We start from the raw sequence: 16,117 nt of genomic DNA, 5'->3' as shown, positions 1-16,117 counted from the left end.
AATAGCTTATAAATAACTATTATAATTTGGTAAAGTTATCTATCGGGTTTATAATAATAATTAGAACATTTTAGGAGGGGGAAAGATGCCAAATTCAAAGGCATTCGGTGAAGCGACGATTGATAATGGCTCTACAGGCCTAAATTCACATTTGGTAAAGACCACAATGTGGAAAGATTTTATGGCACTTATAAAGATTGGAATTGTAAATTCAAATCTTATTACTACTTTTACTGGTATTTGGCTTGCGCTGCATTTTAGCGGGCAAAGTTTCCTAAGCAACTTAGATATAGTCTTATTTACCGTAATTGGTTCCTCCTTAATAATTGCGGGCTCATGCAGCATTAATAATTACATTGATCGTGATATAGACCCGTTAATGGAAAGAACAAAATCAAGACCAACGGTTACTGGGAAAATAGTTCCGTCAAAGGTACTTGGATTAGGTATTATCTTAATTACTATCGGTACAATTTTTTTATTGTTTACTACTGTAACTGCAACAGTGATTGGGCTGCTTGGGGTTTTTAGTTATGTTGTCCTCTACTCTATGTGGTCTAAGCGACAGCTGGTATCTAATACTATCATAGGTAGTATATCTGGAGCTGTACCGCCATTAATTGGCTGGGCTGCAGTAGATGGAAATCTTGATATTATTGCATGGTCATTGTTTATTATTATGTTTATTTGGCAGCCTCCCCATTTTTATGCTCTTGCTATGAGAAGGGTAGAGGAATATCGCGCTGCTGGCATTCCAATGCTTCCAGTGGTGAAGGGGTTTAAAACGACTAAGAAACACATCCTAGTATGGGTAGCAGCATTACTGCCAACACCCTTATTACTTACTTCATTAGGAATCCCATTTCTAATTTTGGCAACTGTATTAAATATCGGTTGGCTTGTATTAGGGATTTATGGATATAAGATCAAAGATGATATTAAGTGGGCAAAATTAATGTTTGTGTACTCATTGCAATATCTAACCATTATTTTTGTCGCAATGGTCATTGTAACGTTAGTTTAGCTGGGATGTTCTTTCTTGATTAGGGGAATATAAGTATTCCTATTGTTTAAAAAAATAATGGAGGCATTATAGCTTTTTGCCTCCAGGTTTCTTTTAACGTTTAAGAAGGAATAATACTACATACATTTTTGATCACAGATAATTAAAGAAATCATTTAGCGAAAGAGGGGTATGATTTAGCTATGAAAAGGCTTGCAAAATGGCGTTTAATCTCGATATTTGCGATTCTTTCGCTTATCCTTTCAGGATGTGGCGAACCGTTCCTATCGACATTAAGGCCTGCTGGTGAAGTTGCAGACATGCAATATGATCTGATGAAACTTAGTACATTGATTATGGTAGGGGTTATTTTAGTTGTAGCAGTAATCTTTATTCTTGTCTTGGTTAAATTTAGACGAAAAGATGATAGGATACCAAAACAGGTAGAAGGAAGTCACAAACTAGAAATTATTTGGACTGTTATACCTATTTTATTACTATTGCTTTTAGCAGTTCCAACGGTTTCTGCTACATTTAAATTAGCAGATGTATCACCAATGGATAAGAAAGATTCTGATGCACTTGTTATCAATGTACGTTCCAATTTATATTGGTGGGAATTTGAATATCCTGGTCAAGAAATTGTGACCAGTCAAGATTTGGTCGTTCCAACTGATGAGAAGGTATATTTTAATTTGATTTCTTCTGATGTTAAACACTCTTTCTGGGTTCCAGCGGTAGGCGGAAAGCTTGATACCAATACCGAGAATGTGAATAAATTTTGGTTAGAGTTTGATAGTGCTAAGGCTAAAGAAGCGGGAGATTTATTCTACGGTAAGTGTGCTGAGCTTTGTGGACCATCACATGCTTTAATGGACTTTAAAGTTAAAACGATGAACCGCGATGACTTTGATAACTGGGTAGCTGATATGAAGGATGTAAAAGAACCTGCTAAAGCTGAAACCGCACTTGCTCAAGATGGTCAAGAAATTTTCAATAAAAACTGTATCAGCTGTCATGCAGTTACACCAGCAAATGCAGCACCTCCAGAAGCAAGGTTAGCTCCGAACTTATCAAACTTTGGTGATCGCTCTCGTATTGCGGGTGTATTAGACCATAATGAGGAAGAATTAAAGAATTGGATACGAACTCCAGAAAAATACAAGCCAGGAAATTTAATGACGGATAAATATCCACAATTAAGTGAAGATGAGCTTGATGCTTTAACAGCATATTTAATGGGATTAAAAGTCCAGGAATAATAGGGGAATTGGTAGAAAGGGAGGTAAAATTGTGAGTACCTATGCACAAAAAAAAGGATTTGGTGCGACTTTGTGGGACTTTTTAACGACTGTTGACCATAAAAAAATCGCCATCCTATATCTTATTGCAGGTGGATTCTTCTTTGTAGTCGGCGGACTTGAGGCGGTATTTATCCGCATCCAGCTTGCAGTACCTAACAATGATTTTGTTAGTGCAGGATTATTTAATGAAATTATAACAATGCATGGAACAACTATGATATTCCTTGCAGCAATGCCGCTCGTGTTTGCTTTTATGAATGCGGTTATGCCGTTACAAATTGGTGCACGTGATGTTGCGTTTCCATTTGTAAATGCTTTAGGATTTTGGTTATTCTTCTTTGGAGGAGTATTCCTAAACCTTTCATGGTTTTTTGATGGTGCACCTGATGCCGGTTGGACTTCATATGCATCTCTTGCTATGGCTTCAAAGGGGCACGGTATAGATTTTTATGTTTTAGGTTTACAGATTTCAGGGCTAGGAACATTAATTGGTGGTATCAATTTCCTTGTTACGATCATTAACATGCGTGCTCCTGGAATGACGTATATGAGAATGCCGTTGTTTACTTGGACAACTTTTGTCACCTCAGCACTAATTTTATTTGCTTTCCCTCCATTAACAGTCGGTCTTGTTTTAATGATGTTTGATCGTATGTTTGGATCTAATTTCTTTGTGACAACTATGGGTGGTAACACGGTTATTTGGGAGCATTTATTCTGGATTTTCGGACATCCAGAAGTATACATTTTGATACTCCCTGCTTTCGGAATTTTCTCGGAAATATTCCCAATTTTTTCAAGAAAACGCTTGTTTGGATATTCATCAATGGTTTTTGCGACTGTATTAATTGGTTTCTTAGGATTCATGGTTTGGGCACACCATATGTTTACAACAGGTTTAGGCCCTGTGGCCAATGCGATTTTCGCTGTTGCAACTATGGCAATTGGTGTTCCAACTGGTATTAAAATTTTCAACTGGCTTTTAACCGTTTGGGGAGGCAGTGTTAAATTTACAACACCAATGCATTGGGCTATGGCATTTATTCCTTCGTTTCTTGCCGGTGGGGTAACAGGAGTAATGCTTGCAGTAGCTGCAGCGGATTATCAGTACCATGATACTTATTTCGTTGTTGCACACTTTCACTATGTTATTGTTGGCGGAGTAGTCTTTGCAATCTTTGCAGGTACACACCTATATTGGCCAAAAATGTTTGGAACAATGTTAAATGAAACATTAGGAAAGATTACTTTCTGGTTATTCTTTATCGGTTTCCATATGACTTTCTTTATCCAACACTTCCTAGGTCTTTGGGGCATGCCTCGTCGTGTATTCACATATTTACCAGGTCAGGGTTTCGAAACTTCAAACTTAATCAGCTCTATTGGGGCTGTGTTTATGTCCCTAGGGGTTATCGTTATGTTGTATAATATTATCATAACCTCTGTGAAAAATGTTAAAGTTGGAAATGACCCTTGGGGAGATGGAAGAACACTTGAGTGGGCACTTCCTTCACCACCGCCTTTTTATAACTTTAAACAGTTGCCACTAGTACGTGGTTTAGACGCTTACTGGTTAGAAAAGATGGAAGGCAAAAAAGGGATGACTCCTGCTGAGCCGCTAGGTGACATTCACATGCCGAACGCTTCATTCCTACCATTTGTGATCGCTTTCGGATTATTCGTAGCCGCATTTGGTGCATTGTTTAATATGGATGATAAAGCATGGTCAGTACCAGTTATTATTATTGGTTTATTGATTACTTTTGGAGCGATGTTCTTACGTTCTGTGAAGGACGACCATGGTTTCCATATTCATAAAGAAGAATTAATGGAAGATGATAATGATAAGGGGGCTAAGGCATAATGCAAGCAGAAGAAAAATTAACATATGAAACATGGCCTGCTGAGCCTGAAAAATCAACCCTTGAAGCAAAAAATAAGTTTTTAGGTTTTTGGTTCTTCTTAGGTGGAGAGACTGTGCTCTTTGCCTCTCTCTTTGCTACCTATCTTGCTTTAAAGGATAAAGTACCTGATACAACGCATCATTTAGCCAAGGATATATTCGAACTACCGCTTACATTTGTAGCTACCATGCTGCTGTTAACAAGTTCATTAACAAGTGTTTACGCGATGTATCATATGAAAAACTTTAATGCTAAAAAAATGAATCTTTGGTTAATCATTACCTTACTTTTGGGTGCAGCATTCCTTGTTTTAGAGATATATGAGTTTAATCATTATGTTCATGAGTATCATCATACTTTTACTAGCAGTGCGTTTGGATCGGCATTCTATACATTAGTTGGTTTCCATGGAGGTCACGTTGCATTTGGTTTATTATGGATCACCACGCTAATCATTCGGAATGCTAAACGCGGCTTAGACCTATACAATGCTCCTAAATTTTACGTAGCAAGCCTTTATTGGCATTTCATTGACGTGGTTTGGGTATTCATCTTTACAGTAGTATATTTGATGGGGATGGTGGGATAAACTGATGGCAAATTCACAATTAAATTCAGGTAACCCAAGAGTTGACATTGAATATCGCCGCAAAAAAAGCATTGAGGAAATGAGACATCAAGTCGTTTCCTTCGCCTTGATGATTTTCTTAACATTAATTGCTTTTGCAGCAGTTGCCATTAAAGGATTTTCGGCTTGGTTTATCGTGCCGTTTATACTTCTCTTGGCTGTCGTTCAAGTGATTTTTCAGCTATACTATTTCATGCATATGAGCCATAAAGGCCACGAAGCTCCATCAATGTTTCTTTATTCAGGAGCGCTTGTTGGCGCAATAACCATCTTGGCTTTCTCAACAATTATTTGGTGGTAATATTTTTAAGAAAATCGGCTTAATGCCGATTTTCTTTTTATAGGGAATTAATTCATTTCTTTGCTTCTTTAATTTGCTTACGTATATAATAGAACTATGATTTAACTACTATTTAGAGGTGATATGAGGTGCTTACTTTAAATATTTTTGGCTTTAAAGCACTTTGGAGCCCGTACTTCCTATTAAGTTTACTAGCAGTTATAGCTGTATATTTTTTAATTACAGTAAAATTGCGCAGCAAGTTTGTTGATAGTGAACCATTAACTAAAAAACAGGCTGGTTTATTTTTGCTCTCAATTTCACTTATTTATGCAATTAAGGGCTCCCCGCTGGATTTAATGGCTCATTTAATGTTTTATATCCATATGATACAAATGGCTGTTTTGGTGTTAGTTATTCCGCCAATATTTATATTTGGTATTCCCGTTTGGATTTGGAGAAAGCTCTTCAAAGTGAGAATGATTAATACTTTGTTTACGTTTTTCACAAAGCCTCTTATTGCGTTAATCATTTTTAACGGGTTGTTTTCTTTTTACCATATTCCAATGATTTTTGACACTGTTATGCAAAACTTCTGGTATCACGCTGGATATTCCATTCTGTTATTTATCGTTGCAGTATTCATGTGGTGGCCGCTCATTAACCCTGTTCCAGAACATCAAAGGTTAAGTGGTCTTAAGAAAGTAGGGTATATATTTGCGGATGGTATATTAATTACCCCTGCATGTGCATTAATCATTTTTGCACCTGATTCTATCTATGCCACATATTCTGATCCGCAAGTTTGGGCTCAAGTGATGAGTCTCTGTGTAGGACCCGCAACATTTGCAGGATTAAGTATAAGTGGTCCAGAATTATTCAGTTCGATGTCATTAATACATGATCAACAGCTTGGTGGTGTATTGATGAAAATTATTCAGGAAATCGTTTATGGAGTAATACTAGCGCATGTTTTCTTTGAATGGTACCGAAAGGATCAAGCAGACAGTGAGAAAGAGATACAACAGACTTTAAAGCCCTCTCTTATCGAATAATCTCCCATATCACTGGGAGATTTTCTTTTTATTGAAAAAAAGGGGTAACTAAACTAAAATTATTGTAGAATATATAAAAAGTGAGGCTAATGCCATGAATTCCCTACCAATATTACCAACGATTAGTACCAGCTTTATTGTTTTAAGTGCCATTACGGTTGCAATTGGCTGGTGGCAAATTAAACAAAGGAAAATAGAGGCACACAAGAAGACGATGTTTACTGCGGCTATATTTGCACTTATTTTCTTTATCATTTATGCTTCAAGGACGATTTTTATTGGAAATACTGCATTTGGCGGTCCGGAATATCTAAAGATTTACTACACTATCTTTTTAGTTTTCCATATCTTCTTAGCAACTACTGGTGCTGTTTTTGGTATTGTCACACTCTATACTGGCTATAAAAATAACTTAACCAAACACAGGAAACTAGGTCCGATTACAAGTGTTATTTGGTTTTTTACAGCAATCACAGGTGTTGCAGTATACTTATTGTTATATGTCTTTTTTCACGGTGGAGAAACAACCTCCGTTATAAAAGCAATTCTTGGGTTCTAAAGTGTCTTAATAGGCACTTTTTTTATTTTTATAAAGGGAATTTTTATTCATTAATAGAAATAATTTAGAAGGGGAGTGATGGGAATGAAAATTAAAGAACTTACTGAAAAAGATTACACCGAATCAATGAAGCTTTCAATGTATGCATTTCAATATAAAATACCCGAAGACAGCATTGCACAAAGAATTGAAATGTTAAAACGCCATAGAGTAATAGGAGTTTGGGAGGATGATAATCTTGCAGCCAAGCTTCATATTATCCCATTCCATATATATATGAATGACCAAGAATGGAAAATGGGCGGAGTTGCCGGGGTAGCAACATATCCAGAATTCAGAAGAAATGGTTATGTGAAAAGGATAATCATTGAAGCATTAGAAAAAATGCGCAGAGAAGAGCAAATTGTTTCACTGCTGCATCCCTTTGATATTGGGTTTTATCGTAAATTTGGGTGGGAAGTATTTACCGAGAACAAGAAGCTTCTTATAGAGAAAAAGGATCTTAAGTTTCTTGAAAATCAGCCAGGATCTATTAAACGGTTTCAAAAAGAGAGTCATCACGATGACATTGAATCGGTTTATGCTCAGTTTAGTAAAAATTATATAGGTATGCTTGTACGTGATTTATCGTGGTGGAAGAATAGTATATACGGTGATAGTCAGATTGCAGTTTACTACGATAAAAGTGGTGAAGCAAAGGGTTATATCTTATTTGAAGTAAAAGACCGAAAAATGGACATACAAGAGTTTACAGTGTTAAATAATGAAGCTAGAACTGGATTGTGGAATTATATTTGCCAGCATGACTCAATGGTTGAAAACGTCTGCATTCTAACTTCTAATCATGAGTTATTGCCATTTATCCTGCATCAGCCAAAAGTAAAGACAGAGCTCACACCATATTTTATGGCACGAATTGTTGACGCAGAGCAATGTTTACAAAAATATAAGTTTAATGATGTGAACGATAAGGTTTTCATTCATCTAGAGGATGAATATGCCCCTTGGAACAATGGAAGTTATTTAATTTCAAATGGAGAAGTTAAGATTTATAAAGAAAAGGCTGGAAGTAATTGCGTACAGCCTCCGCAACGAGGCATACGGATGGATATTAATTCATTGACCGCGTTAATATTCGGTTATAAACGTCCTGCTGAATTATTCGAAATAGGGCTCCTAAAAGGTCCAGAATCAGAAATAGCTGTTTTAGAAAACCTTCTTCCATACTCCAAGCCATTTTTTTATGATTTCTTTTAAATATAAGGCCGTGTTAAAGGAGACTTTTGATTTTAGAACCTGTTGATTGGATCGGAAGGCGCTTGACTCCAGCGGGATGAATGAGCTGAGTGAGACCCCGCAGGTGGGAACGACCGAGGAGGCTCACGGGCGAGCCCGCGGAAAGCATAGCGCCCTGAGCGCAAATCAACAGCCCAGTTTAACACAGCCAAATATAAATAAAAATGACGCATGAATTGTATTCATGCGTCGCTTTGCTTATAAAGCAAATTTTTCTACTTCGTTTTTTACATCATCAAGAATTTTCTTGCATTGGTTAACTAGTGATGTTGGGAAGTTTTCCCCTTCACCATATTCTACTCCATGAGGATAATAATGTTTTCCTAACAATGGCGTTAATAATTGAATAACTGCCTTATTGGTATCAACATCCCCTTCAACCGCATAGCCGCGAACACGTAAGTAAAATACGCCTTCTTTTAACTCGAACTTACGGTCATATGTAACACGCTCGTAATCCCACTGACCTTCACGGACTAAACCGTAATCAAGCATTACATCATCTAAACGGTTTAAATCAGCTTTTAACTTGTCTAAGCCAGTATTCTCGAATTTCATATCGTAGTCCCTCCTAGAAACATGCCTAACCCCTTTGTTATTTACATAGCAGGATAGCAAATTAATTCAATTTAATAATAGTTGAAAATGTTTAAACTTGCAATGAATACATCATCGAATAAATCACTGCTTTTTGGTAAACATAAGTAAATGGTAAGAATAATTTATCTTCAATTGGGGGCGAAGAAATGGAAAAGATCCGTGATATTATGACAGACCAAGTAGAGTGTTGTACTTTGTTGGATAATGTATTTGAAGTTGCCGTAAAAATGAAAGAATTAAATGTTGGTGCCATTCCTATTGTTGATAAGGAAAAACTTGTAGGAATGATTACAGACCGTGACATTGTTGTAAGAGGGGTTGCAGAAAAACATCCTGGTTCAACAAAAGTAGAGGACATTATGAGCGACGAACTTATAACAATCTCTGCTGATGCCACGACGAAAGAAGCTGCAAATTTAATGGCAGAACATCAAATCCGTCGACTTCCTGTTGTTGAAGGAGACAAATTAATTGGTATTGTTTCTTTAGGTGATTTTGCGATAAGAAAAATGACTGATGACCAGGCAAAAGAGGCTCTTAGTGAAATTTCAGAACAAAATTATAATGGGGTACAACATTAAGGAATGAAAACAGATGCACCAATTGGTGTATCTGTTTTTTTTTTACATAGGCTGTGTTAAAGCTAAACATTGATTATGCACCCTGTTGATTGGAGCGGAAGGTGCGAAGACTCCTCGAAAATGCTATCGCATTTTCTTCGTGCGTGGGCAAATTCGAGGAAGAAATTCAATGTCCTGCGGGAGTACGGGGCTGGGGAGACCCCACAGGTGCTTAAGCACCGAGGAGAAGGAAAAGCGGAAGCGCCTTGTCCAGCCCCGACAAGCGCTGGAGGGCCTGGCGTTGAAGTCGCTCTTTGACTTCATCGTCAGGACCGAAGCGACTCGAGGGGCTAGGCGCAGTAGCTAGACAGGCTCCCCGGCACGCCCGCGGAAAGCGAAGCACCTGGAGCGGAAATCAACAGGCACTATTTAACACAGCATTTAATAAATATTATTTCTGATAAGTTTAATATTCTCTATTACTAACAAAGATAATGGTGATATAATTAAAAAAGAAAAGTAATAGAGAGGGTGAATACAACTGCGTACTCTCTTCAGAATTCTCATCCTAGCGTCAATTTTCGTGACAATTGGTTTTTATGCAAATGTAAATGAAAATGACGGTAATGAAGTTTTAATAACTGATGACCCTACGTTAGAAATAAATAAATCATTATATCAAAATGAGGAAAACCGTGCCCAAGAGAAAACAACGGCTGAACGGCCAACAAGTGGTATGGGCTTACTTCTTGGTCAAGATCTTGCTTACTTAAACAGTATGTTAGGTGAACCGCAAAGAATAGATGAATCCTTGTATGGTTACCAATGGTATATCTATAATATTGACTACTCGCGATATGTACAGGTTGGGGTAGAAAATAATAAAGTAGTGACAGTATATGCAATTGGCGAGAATGTAGATGTTTCTCCCTTTAAAATTGGACAGCCAATTGAGGAAATTTTTAATACGCAGTTTATTGATACAAATATAGATATTGAATATAAGGGGAACTCATATCGTTTTGAATTGAATGATACGGATTTAAATATTCGGCCATTAATTAAATTGGGTGATGTTTTTGTTCAATTATATATTGATAAGTTTACAGGAAGTCTTTCTAGTGTTCGATTTTTAAATGATGAAACTTTAATTAAACAACGACCTTATGAACTAGGATATACAGGGGAATTAATTGAGATAGAAGAACCAACAGAAGATGTATGGCGATTGATTGAAGACGGGACAGAGAAGGAAATACTTGATATAACCAATGTTATGCGACTAAGGAATAATCTAAAGTCACTAGAATGGGATCAAGAAACCTCAGAAGTTGCCTATAGCCACAGTAAGGATATGTCAGAAAGCAACGACTTTTCCCATACTTCTAAGAAATTTGGCAGTCTTTCCGATAGATTAGAGGCAGCAAACGTTGCCTATAAATCTGCTGGCGAAAATATTGCCGCTAATTACCCGGATGGACCTGCAGTAGCAGAAGGCTGGTTAAATAGTAAAGGGCACCGTGAGTCTTTATTAAACGAGGAATTCACGCATTTAGGTGTTGGAGTCTACCAAAAATATTATACTCAAAACTTTATCCAAAAAAATGATGAACAATAGCCAATAAAAATAAAGATAAAAAGGTGACAGTTTGTCACCTTTTTATCTTTAATCATTAATTACAATTTCATATTCATTAAAGTGGAAATGGTTTCCTTCCCAGGAGCCATATATTCGTATTACTTCACCAATTGAGAAGTTGTCGAGTTCGAAATTGTTTGTAAGAGGAATTAATTTTTTTGCTTTTATTAATTTCGTTTCTGTTTGCAGTGTAATTTCATATACCAGTATATATCGATGATAATAAAAGCGTTGTTTCTCTCGATTAATACTTCTAATTTCACCAGTTAGGACGGCTTCTTTACTCACTTCAGCTGCTGCCAGCCATTTACTATCATTTAGTTTCATCTCTTTTCTAGTAATCCAATAGAAGTAAAGACAAATTATCGGGATTACAACCGCGGTAACCATTTAACTTATCCCACCTATTTTTGAATGATAAAAAATGTTCCTGTTGCATGAGCTATTTTCCTGCCATCTGTACGGAAAGCCTCTCCTGAAATCACAACTGTCTTAGTTCCATGATGGATGATTTCAGCTTTACAGCGGAGTGTATCTCCTATCCCTGGAGCGATGTAATGAATATTTAATTGATTGGTTACAGCTCCATATCCTTCCGGAAGGATGGCATTTATTGCTGTCCCCATGGCTGTATCAAGTATCGTAGCAGTTATTCCGCCGTGTGCAATGCCTAATGAATTATTCCAAAGACTATTTAATGGTGCGATGATTTCACATGTTTTCTTTTCTCTGTCTATTTTTCTCTCAAATTGAAGAAGCCCATCAATATACTGCAGGTACTTTTTATCGATCGTTTTTTCGAAACCCTCTAATAAATGGGCAAGGGCACCTAGATCCTCATCTGATCCTTTCTCGATACAGTTGCTTAATAATTGCTCTAACCTGTCTTTCATCCGTAATCCCTCTCTCGTTTCTAGTTCTGAAGACATCTTATCACTAAAAAAACAATTTTTACAGTATGTAGGATTTTCACCATTTTGGATTTAAAACATATCGTATAATAGGTATTGATTTGGGCAGGAGTGAAGAAATATGCAAAAAAATTTACATCCTTCCGTGATAAAATTTAAAGAGTTTGTGAAAAATCGTCCCGAGTTAATAAAGGAAGTACGAAATGGAAATACAACATGGCAGGAGTTATATGAGGATTGGTATCTCCTTGGTGAAGAAGATAATCGCTGGGAAACAATAGGGGTTAAAGCAAGTCCTAGTGTCGAAAAGGAAGATGAAAAAAAGGGTGACTGGATTTCAACGATCCTAGGAACGGTACAGAAAATGGACCCTAATCAAATTCAGCATTATATTAACAGCTTAAGTCAAGCGTTAGGGGCCATACAGGGGGTAATTTCCCAATTTCAAGGCAGTCAGCCTAGGCAGGCAACCCCAAAAATAGAACCTAAACATCCGTTTTCATTTCGTAAAGACTAATAGAGGGGAAATTTTTCATGAGAAGAGATGTGCTTGAATATTTAAATCGTCAAAAGGAACTAAAAAAATTCATTCGCGAACAGCCGCTTTGGTATCGTAAACTTTCAAGGAATCCATATGATTTGCAGACATTGGAAATTGCTTCGCTTCACTACTACAAAAAAACAATTCCTGACAAGGTGGAGAAATTCACAAATAATGTACAAATGGCTTCGATGATGTTTTATATGCTGCAGTCCATGAAAGACCAGAGTTGAAGATAGACCACAATGCCATGTGGTCTTTTTTACTTCTATAACAGAGTATAGAGTAAAAAAAATAAAGGAGGCGAACAATACAGTTAAAAGGAGTGATGATTGTGAAAAAGTACATAAAATTAACGATTCTATCTATATTTCTTGTAGGTATCTTATCAGGTTTCCAGAAGTCCACTGTTTTAGCAAAAGTTAGTGACTATTCAGAAAAGTCTCCATCGTTATATGTTCAAACCAAGACCAAAGGAAATAATGTTTTTGTAGAATGTATCTTAACTGGAGTGAGTTTTCGGCAATCCGACCAACAGGATCGAAAGGTGGGGAAGCTCGTAATTTGGCTGGATGGAAAAAAAACAAAAGAAGTAAACTCGGCAGCGTTCATCATTAAAGGTCTGCCGCCTGGGGAACATACGGTTAAGCTAGAAGTTGTTGACTTAAAAAATGTACCGTATGGAGTCACACAAGAATTCTTGGTAAATATCCCTAAGTGACAGTTTATTTCACTTTCTGCATACATTCATGTTAAAATGTCAGTGGAGGTGTGGACGTACATGCTTGCTACATCAGAAAGAATAGAACTTTTAGAATATGCTGAGGAATTAGCAGAAATGGTATTAGAATCGGATATTGTTGAGCAATATCAAATTTGCCTATATAAAATGCAAAACAATAAGGAAACGCAAGAAAAGATTAACCGTTTTGTAAAACTTAAAGAGCTTTACGAAGAGGTGCAGCGTTTTGGTAAATACCACCCAGACTACAAAATGGTAATGAGCCAAATTCGCGAAAACAAACGGGAAATGGACTTAGATCCACACGTAGCTGAGTTTAAATTAGCGGAAAATGACCTTCAAGGTCTGCTGGATGAAATTAGTATGCTAGTTGGCGGTGCTGTTTCCAAGCACATTAAAGTGCCTTCTGGAAATCCATTTTTTGATACTGGGTCTCATGGTTCAGGCTGCGGCGGCGGCGGGAGCTGTAGCTGCTCGGCCTAAAGTAATCGGCTTAATTTTACATTAAGCCGATTTTTCTATCTTTTTAACCGTGTACAATCGACACATAGGTTTCCGCAGCAGAACATTTTTTCTTGAGGTACATAAAACCGGTGACGATAAACAAAAAGCACCCCATCCTGTCGTACAAATATTGTTTCGCTGTGCAATCGGTTACCTTTTATAGTGGTGACAGAACATTTTTTTATGATTGCCTCTAGAGTTAGTTGAGATAATTCAGGGGAGCTAATGTATAGAAACGGAATTCCTGCTATTTTTCTCCAATATGCACTCTTAATATCTTTATTTAGAGTAAGCTCCTTAATAAACTGCTGCCAAATGGGCTCTAAATCCATATTAATCACCATTATCCTTTGGCGTTTTTGTTTACTTTAGACATACGAAGTAAAGTTTGAATTGAAAAAGAGTGTTTTACTATGCTAGACTTATTAAAATGATGGTTTATTGAAGGGGAAAAAAGTATGTTCGTACAAAGACAAGGATTGGTTATTTGGCTCTATTCCTTAAAGCAGGCTAAGATGTTAAGACGTTTTGGGAATGTCCATTATGTTTCAAAGAAATTAAAGTATGTTGTACTTTATTGTAATCAAGATGAACTTGAAGTGATTATGGAAAAAATAAATTCCTTTTCATTTGTTAAGAAAGTAGAACCGTCATATAAACCTTTCTTAAAGATGGAATTTGAAAATGCAGCTCCAGATAAAGCAAAAGAATATGATTATAAGATGGGTATTTAATAAAAAAGCGGAAGTGCCGATTGGCGCTTCCGCTTTTCTTAATGGAGAGGCTTAATATAATGATTTAATCTTAAAATTGCGATTAGGTGCTGGTAGTATAGTTCTTTTTCATGGAAGATGGAAGAAGGTTTAACAGATAGCTGAATAATCTGCTTGCCAAGTTCCTCTGCAGTCTGATGAAACAAATCATATCTTTTATTTGGTGTGAAGTTCGGATTCGGGATCCCTTCACGGCAGATATAAAGAGCTTGGAATTTACCAGGATCTGTGAGCTGCATTACGACTGCTAAAGAGGTCACCTGCTTTTCATTCTTTATGGTGTGGAATGCCATCATATGGAGAAGCCGGTGCTGATTAGCCTTTGCTAGTTCAAGCAGTTCATATAAATCCGAATAACCCTCACCTAGTTCAATAAAGCGTTGTATCACAGATAACTCTCCTTTGATTAAGATTTCATTCCCATACTTTATCATATTTTTGGATATAATACTTCAACGAAAAGAAAAAAACCCTGCAGACCTAAATCTGCAGGGTCCTTCTACATCCTCATAAAGGATAGAAGGCAAAGGGAGAGGAGAAACCGGAGGAAGAACTTATGGGGAAACGTAAGTCTTCTCCGCGGTTGGCAACAACATCCTCGAATTGATGTTGTTAGTTACATTATCTCCACAACTTAGAAGCTTATACGTATTTAAAATAATTTTTCAGAAATAATCCAACAAGTTGGCTAGTCTATTCAATTGTGATAGGATATTCTTAAAAATAGAATACTGGGAAAATTGTGGTGATAACGATTGAGAGTTGTTTCAGGTATTTGTAAAGGAAGACCATTAAAAGCTGTTCCCGGAAATACAACCAGACCAACAACGGATAAAGTAAAAGAAGCCTTATTTAATATGATTGGACCATATTTTGACGGTGGAGTAGGATTGGATCTATTTGCTGGCAGCGGCGGGTTAGGGCTGGAGGCCTTAAGCAGAGGTTTAGATAAAGTCATTTTTGTCGATCGAGAGGCAAAAGCAATTCAAACCATTCACGAGAATATCCAAGCATGTAAGATGGAAGATAAGGCAGAGGTTTATCGAAATGACTCTGAAAGAGCTTTAAAAGCCCTAATAAAAAGGGAGATTCATTTTGATTACATATTTTTAGACCCGCCTTATAAAAAACAGCAGCTGGTCAGTTTAGTAGAAAAAATATCCGAACATAGGTTAGTAACAAATGGCGGTTACATTATCTGCGAACATAGTCATGATGTTGAATTGCCAGAGAGAGCAGGGGGATTTTCACGAGTTAAGCATGAGAAATATGGAATCATTGCGATTACAATTTATTCGCAATTTAGTGAGGAATAAGGAGGAGTCTTTTGTGGCTAGTATTGCCGTTTGTCCTGGGAGTTTCGATCCAATCACGTACGGACATTTAGATATCATCAGAAGAGGTGCAAAGGTATTTGATAAGGTCTATGTAAGCGTTATGAACAATTCATCAAAAAATCCGCTATTTAGTGTTGAGGAGCGGATAAAACTTATTAAAGAAGTGACAAAGGATCTCCCAAATGTGACGGTGGATGAACATTCTGGACTTCTAGTCGATTACGCGAAGTCTGTTAAGGCAAATGCTATCATTCGTGGCTTACGTGCAGTCTCAGATTTTGAATATGAAATGCAAATAACGTCCATGAACAGAGTGCTCAATGACGAAATTGAAACCTTCTTTATCATGACCAACAGTCAATATTCATTCTTAAGCTCCAGTATTGTTAAAGAAGTATCTAAATACAATGGAAATATCTCCGAGCTGGTACCGCCTATTGTAGAAGAAGCATTAAACAAGAAATTTAATCGATGAAAGTTA

Annotated in this window: 21 protein-coding genes; 17 read left to right on the top strand and 4 right to left on the bottom strand. The window is 36.9% G+C overall.

What is annotated here, in order from left to right; all coding sequences use genetic code 11:
- The first annotated feature begins 85 nt into the window (after positions 1 to 85).
- The 8 genes from cyoE to eis all read left to right on the top strand — a co-directional run bounded on the left by cyoE (position 86) and on the right by eis (position 7,990).
- Positions 86 to 1,024 (top strand): heme o synthase, encoded by a 939-nt coding sequence (gene cyoE / locus QFZ31_RS13300; protein ID WP_307303469.1) that lies wholly within the window; start codon positions 86 to 88, stop codon positions 1,022 to 1,024.
- Between the two features lie 182 nt (positions 1,025 to 1,206).
- Positions 1,207 to 2,265, top strand: coding sequence for a cytochrome c oxidase subunit II (coxB, locus tag QFZ31_RS13295; RefSeq protein ID WP_307303468.1), 1,059 nt, complete (start codon positions 1,207 to 1,209; stop codon positions 2,263 to 2,265).
- Between the two features lie 31 nt (positions 2,266 to 2,296).
- Positions 2,297 to 4,171 carry a cytochrome c oxidase subunit I gene (gene ctaD / locus QFZ31_RS13290; RefSeq protein WP_307303466.1) on the top strand — a complete coding sequence of 625 codons (1,875 nt, stop codon included), beginning with the start codon at positions 2,297 to 2,299 and terminating at the stop codon, positions 4,169 to 4,171.
- The gene (locus tag QFZ31_RS13285; RefSeq protein WP_307303464.1) at positions 4,171 to 4,800 is read left to right on the top strand and encodes a cytochrome (ubi)quinol oxidase subunit III; all 630 of its coding nucleotides are present in this window, start codon (positions 4,171 to 4,173) and stop codon (positions 4,798 to 4,800) included. The genes ctaD and QFZ31_RS13285 overlap by 1 nt, the downstream gene beginning before the upstream one ends.
- Positions 4,801 to 4,804: 4 nt before the next feature.
- The gene (gene ctaF, locus QFZ31_RS13280; protein WP_307303462.1) at positions 4,805 to 5,140 is read left to right on the top strand and encodes a cytochrome c oxidase subunit IVB; all 336 of its coding nucleotides are present in this window, start codon (positions 4,805 to 4,807) and stop codon (positions 5,138 to 5,140) included.
- Positions 5,141 to 5,268: 128 nt separating this feature from the next.
- Complete coding sequence (gene ctaG / locus QFZ31_RS13275) at positions 5,269 to 6,174, top strand: cytochrome c oxidase assembly factor CtaG (RefSeq protein ID WP_307303460.1); 906 nt, start codon at positions 5,269 to 5,271, stop codon at positions 6,172 to 6,174.
- A 94-nt stretch (positions 6,175 to 6,268) separates the two neighbouring features.
- A complete protein-coding gene (locus QFZ31_RS13270; RefSeq protein WP_307303459.1) occupies positions 6,269 to 6,733 on the top strand; it encodes a DUF420 domain-containing protein in 465 nt (154 codons plus the stop codon).
- An 84-nt stretch (positions 6,734 to 6,817) separates the two neighbouring features.
- Entirely contained in the window at positions 6,818 to 7,990 is a 1,173-nt protein-coding gene (gene eis, locus QFZ31_RS13265) for an enhanced intracellular survival protein Eis (protein ID WP_307303458.1), read from the top strand.
- Between the two features lie 237 nt (positions 7,991 to 8,227).
- On the opposite strand, the gene QFZ31_RS13260 is transcribed toward eis, so the two are convergent.
- Positions 8,228 to 8,587, bottom strand: a complete 360-nt coding sequence (locus QFZ31_RS13260; RefSeq protein ID WP_306072575.1) for a YugN family protein — start codon at positions 8,585 to 8,587, stop codon at positions 8,228 to 8,230.
- Positions 8,588 to 8,775: 188 nt separating this feature from the next.
- Between QFZ31_RS13260 and QFZ31_RS13255 the strand changes: the two genes are divergently transcribed.
- Together QFZ31_RS13255 and QFZ31_RS13250 are read left to right on the top strand one after the other, a co-directional pair.
- Complete coding sequence (locus QFZ31_RS13255; RefSeq protein ID WP_307303455.1) at positions 8,776 to 9,210, top strand: CBS domain-containing protein; 435 nt, start codon at positions 8,776 to 8,778, stop codon at positions 9,208 to 9,210.
- Positions 9,211 to 9,772: 562 nt separating this feature from the next.
- On the top strand, positions 9,773 to 10,807 hold the full coding sequence (locus tag QFZ31_RS13250; RefSeq protein WP_307303453.1) for a CAP domain-containing protein: 1,035 nt from the start codon (positions 9,773 to 9,775) through the stop codon (positions 10,805 to 10,807).
- Between the two features lie 48 nt (positions 10,808 to 10,855).
- Here QFZ31_RS13250 and QFZ31_RS13245 read toward each other — a convergent pair whose 3' ends face one another.
- Together QFZ31_RS13245 and QFZ31_RS13240 are read right to left on the bottom strand one after the other, a co-directional pair.
- Positions 10,856 to 11,218, bottom strand: coding sequence for a hypothetical protein (locus tag QFZ31_RS13245; RefSeq protein ID WP_307303451.1), 363 nt, complete (start codon positions 11,216 to 11,218; stop codon positions 10,856 to 10,858).
- A gap of 14 nt (positions 11,219 to 11,232) precedes the next feature.
- Entirely contained in the window at positions 11,233 to 11,721 is a 489-nt protein-coding gene (locus QFZ31_RS13240; protein WP_307303450.1) for a PaaI family thioesterase, read from the bottom strand.
- A 139-nt stretch (positions 11,722 to 11,860) separates the two neighbouring features.
- On the opposite strand from QFZ31_RS13240, the gene QFZ31_RS13235 reads away from it, so the two are divergent.
- From QFZ31_RS13235 to QFZ31_RS13215, 5 genes are all read left to right on the top strand, one after another.
- On the top strand, positions 11,861 to 12,256 hold the full coding sequence (locus QFZ31_RS13235) for a YlbD family protein (protein WP_307303448.1): 396 nt from the start codon (positions 11,861 to 11,863) through the stop codon (positions 12,254 to 12,256).
- Positions 12,257 to 12,273: 17 nt separating this feature from the next.
- Positions 12,274 to 12,513: a YlbE-like family protein gene (locus QFZ31_RS13230; RefSeq protein ID WP_179597381.1), complete on the top strand. Its 240-nt coding sequence runs from the start codon at positions 12,274 to 12,276 to the stop codon at positions 12,511 to 12,513.
- Positions 12,514 to 12,614: 101 nt separating this feature from the next.
- Positions 12,615 to 13,001, top strand: coding sequence for a hypothetical protein (locus tag QFZ31_RS13225; protein ID WP_307303446.1), 387 nt, complete (start codon positions 12,615 to 12,617; stop codon positions 12,999 to 13,001).
- A 60-nt stretch (positions 13,002 to 13,061) separates the two neighbouring features.
- On the top strand, positions 13,062 to 13,505 hold the full coding sequence (locus QFZ31_RS13220; RefSeq protein WP_179597377.1) for a YlbF family regulator: 444 nt from the start codon (positions 13,062 to 13,064) through the stop codon (positions 13,503 to 13,505).
- 479 nt (positions 13,506 to 13,984) lie between these two features.
- Positions 13,985 to 14,260 carry a YlbG family protein gene (locus QFZ31_RS13215; RefSeq protein WP_045515404.1) on the top strand — a complete coding sequence of 92 codons (276 nt, stop codon included), beginning with the start codon at positions 13,985 to 13,987 and terminating at the stop codon, positions 14,258 to 14,260.
- 38 nt (positions 14,261 to 14,298) lie between these two features.
- Here QFZ31_RS13215 and QFZ31_RS13210 read toward each other — a convergent pair whose 3' ends face one another.
- Positions 14,299 to 14,688 carry a methylthioribose kinase gene (locus tag QFZ31_RS13210; protein ID WP_307303443.1) on the bottom strand — a complete coding sequence of 130 codons (390 nt, stop codon included), beginning with the start codon at positions 14,686 to 14,688 and terminating at the stop codon, positions 14,299 to 14,301.
- 366 nt (positions 14,689 to 15,054) lie between these two features.
- Here QFZ31_RS13210 and rsmD point away from each other — a divergent pair, with 366 nt between their 5' ends.
- Entirely contained in the window at positions 15,055 to 15,615 is a 561-nt protein-coding gene (gene rsmD / locus QFZ31_RS13205) for a 16S rRNA (guanine(966)-N(2))-methyltransferase RsmD (RefSeq protein WP_307303441.1), read from the top strand.
- Positions 15,616 to 15,628: 13 nt separating this feature from the next.
- Positions 15,629 to 16,111 (top strand): pantetheine-phosphate adenylyltransferase, encoded by a 483-nt coding sequence (gene coaD, locus QFZ31_RS13200; RefSeq protein ID WP_179597371.1) that lies wholly within the window; start codon positions 15,629 to 15,631, stop codon positions 16,109 to 16,111.
- Positions 16,112 to 16,117 lie beyond the last annotated feature (6 nt).

Origin of the sequence: Neobacillus niacini (genome assembly GCF_030817595.1) — a bacterium.
GTDB classification, from domain to species: Bacteria; Bacillota; Bacilli; order Bacillales; family Cytobacillaceae; genus Neobacillus; species Neobacillus niacini_G.
The sequence above is the reverse complement of the archived record's forward strand: the minus strand, read 5'-3'. Positions and strand labels throughout refer to the sequence as shown.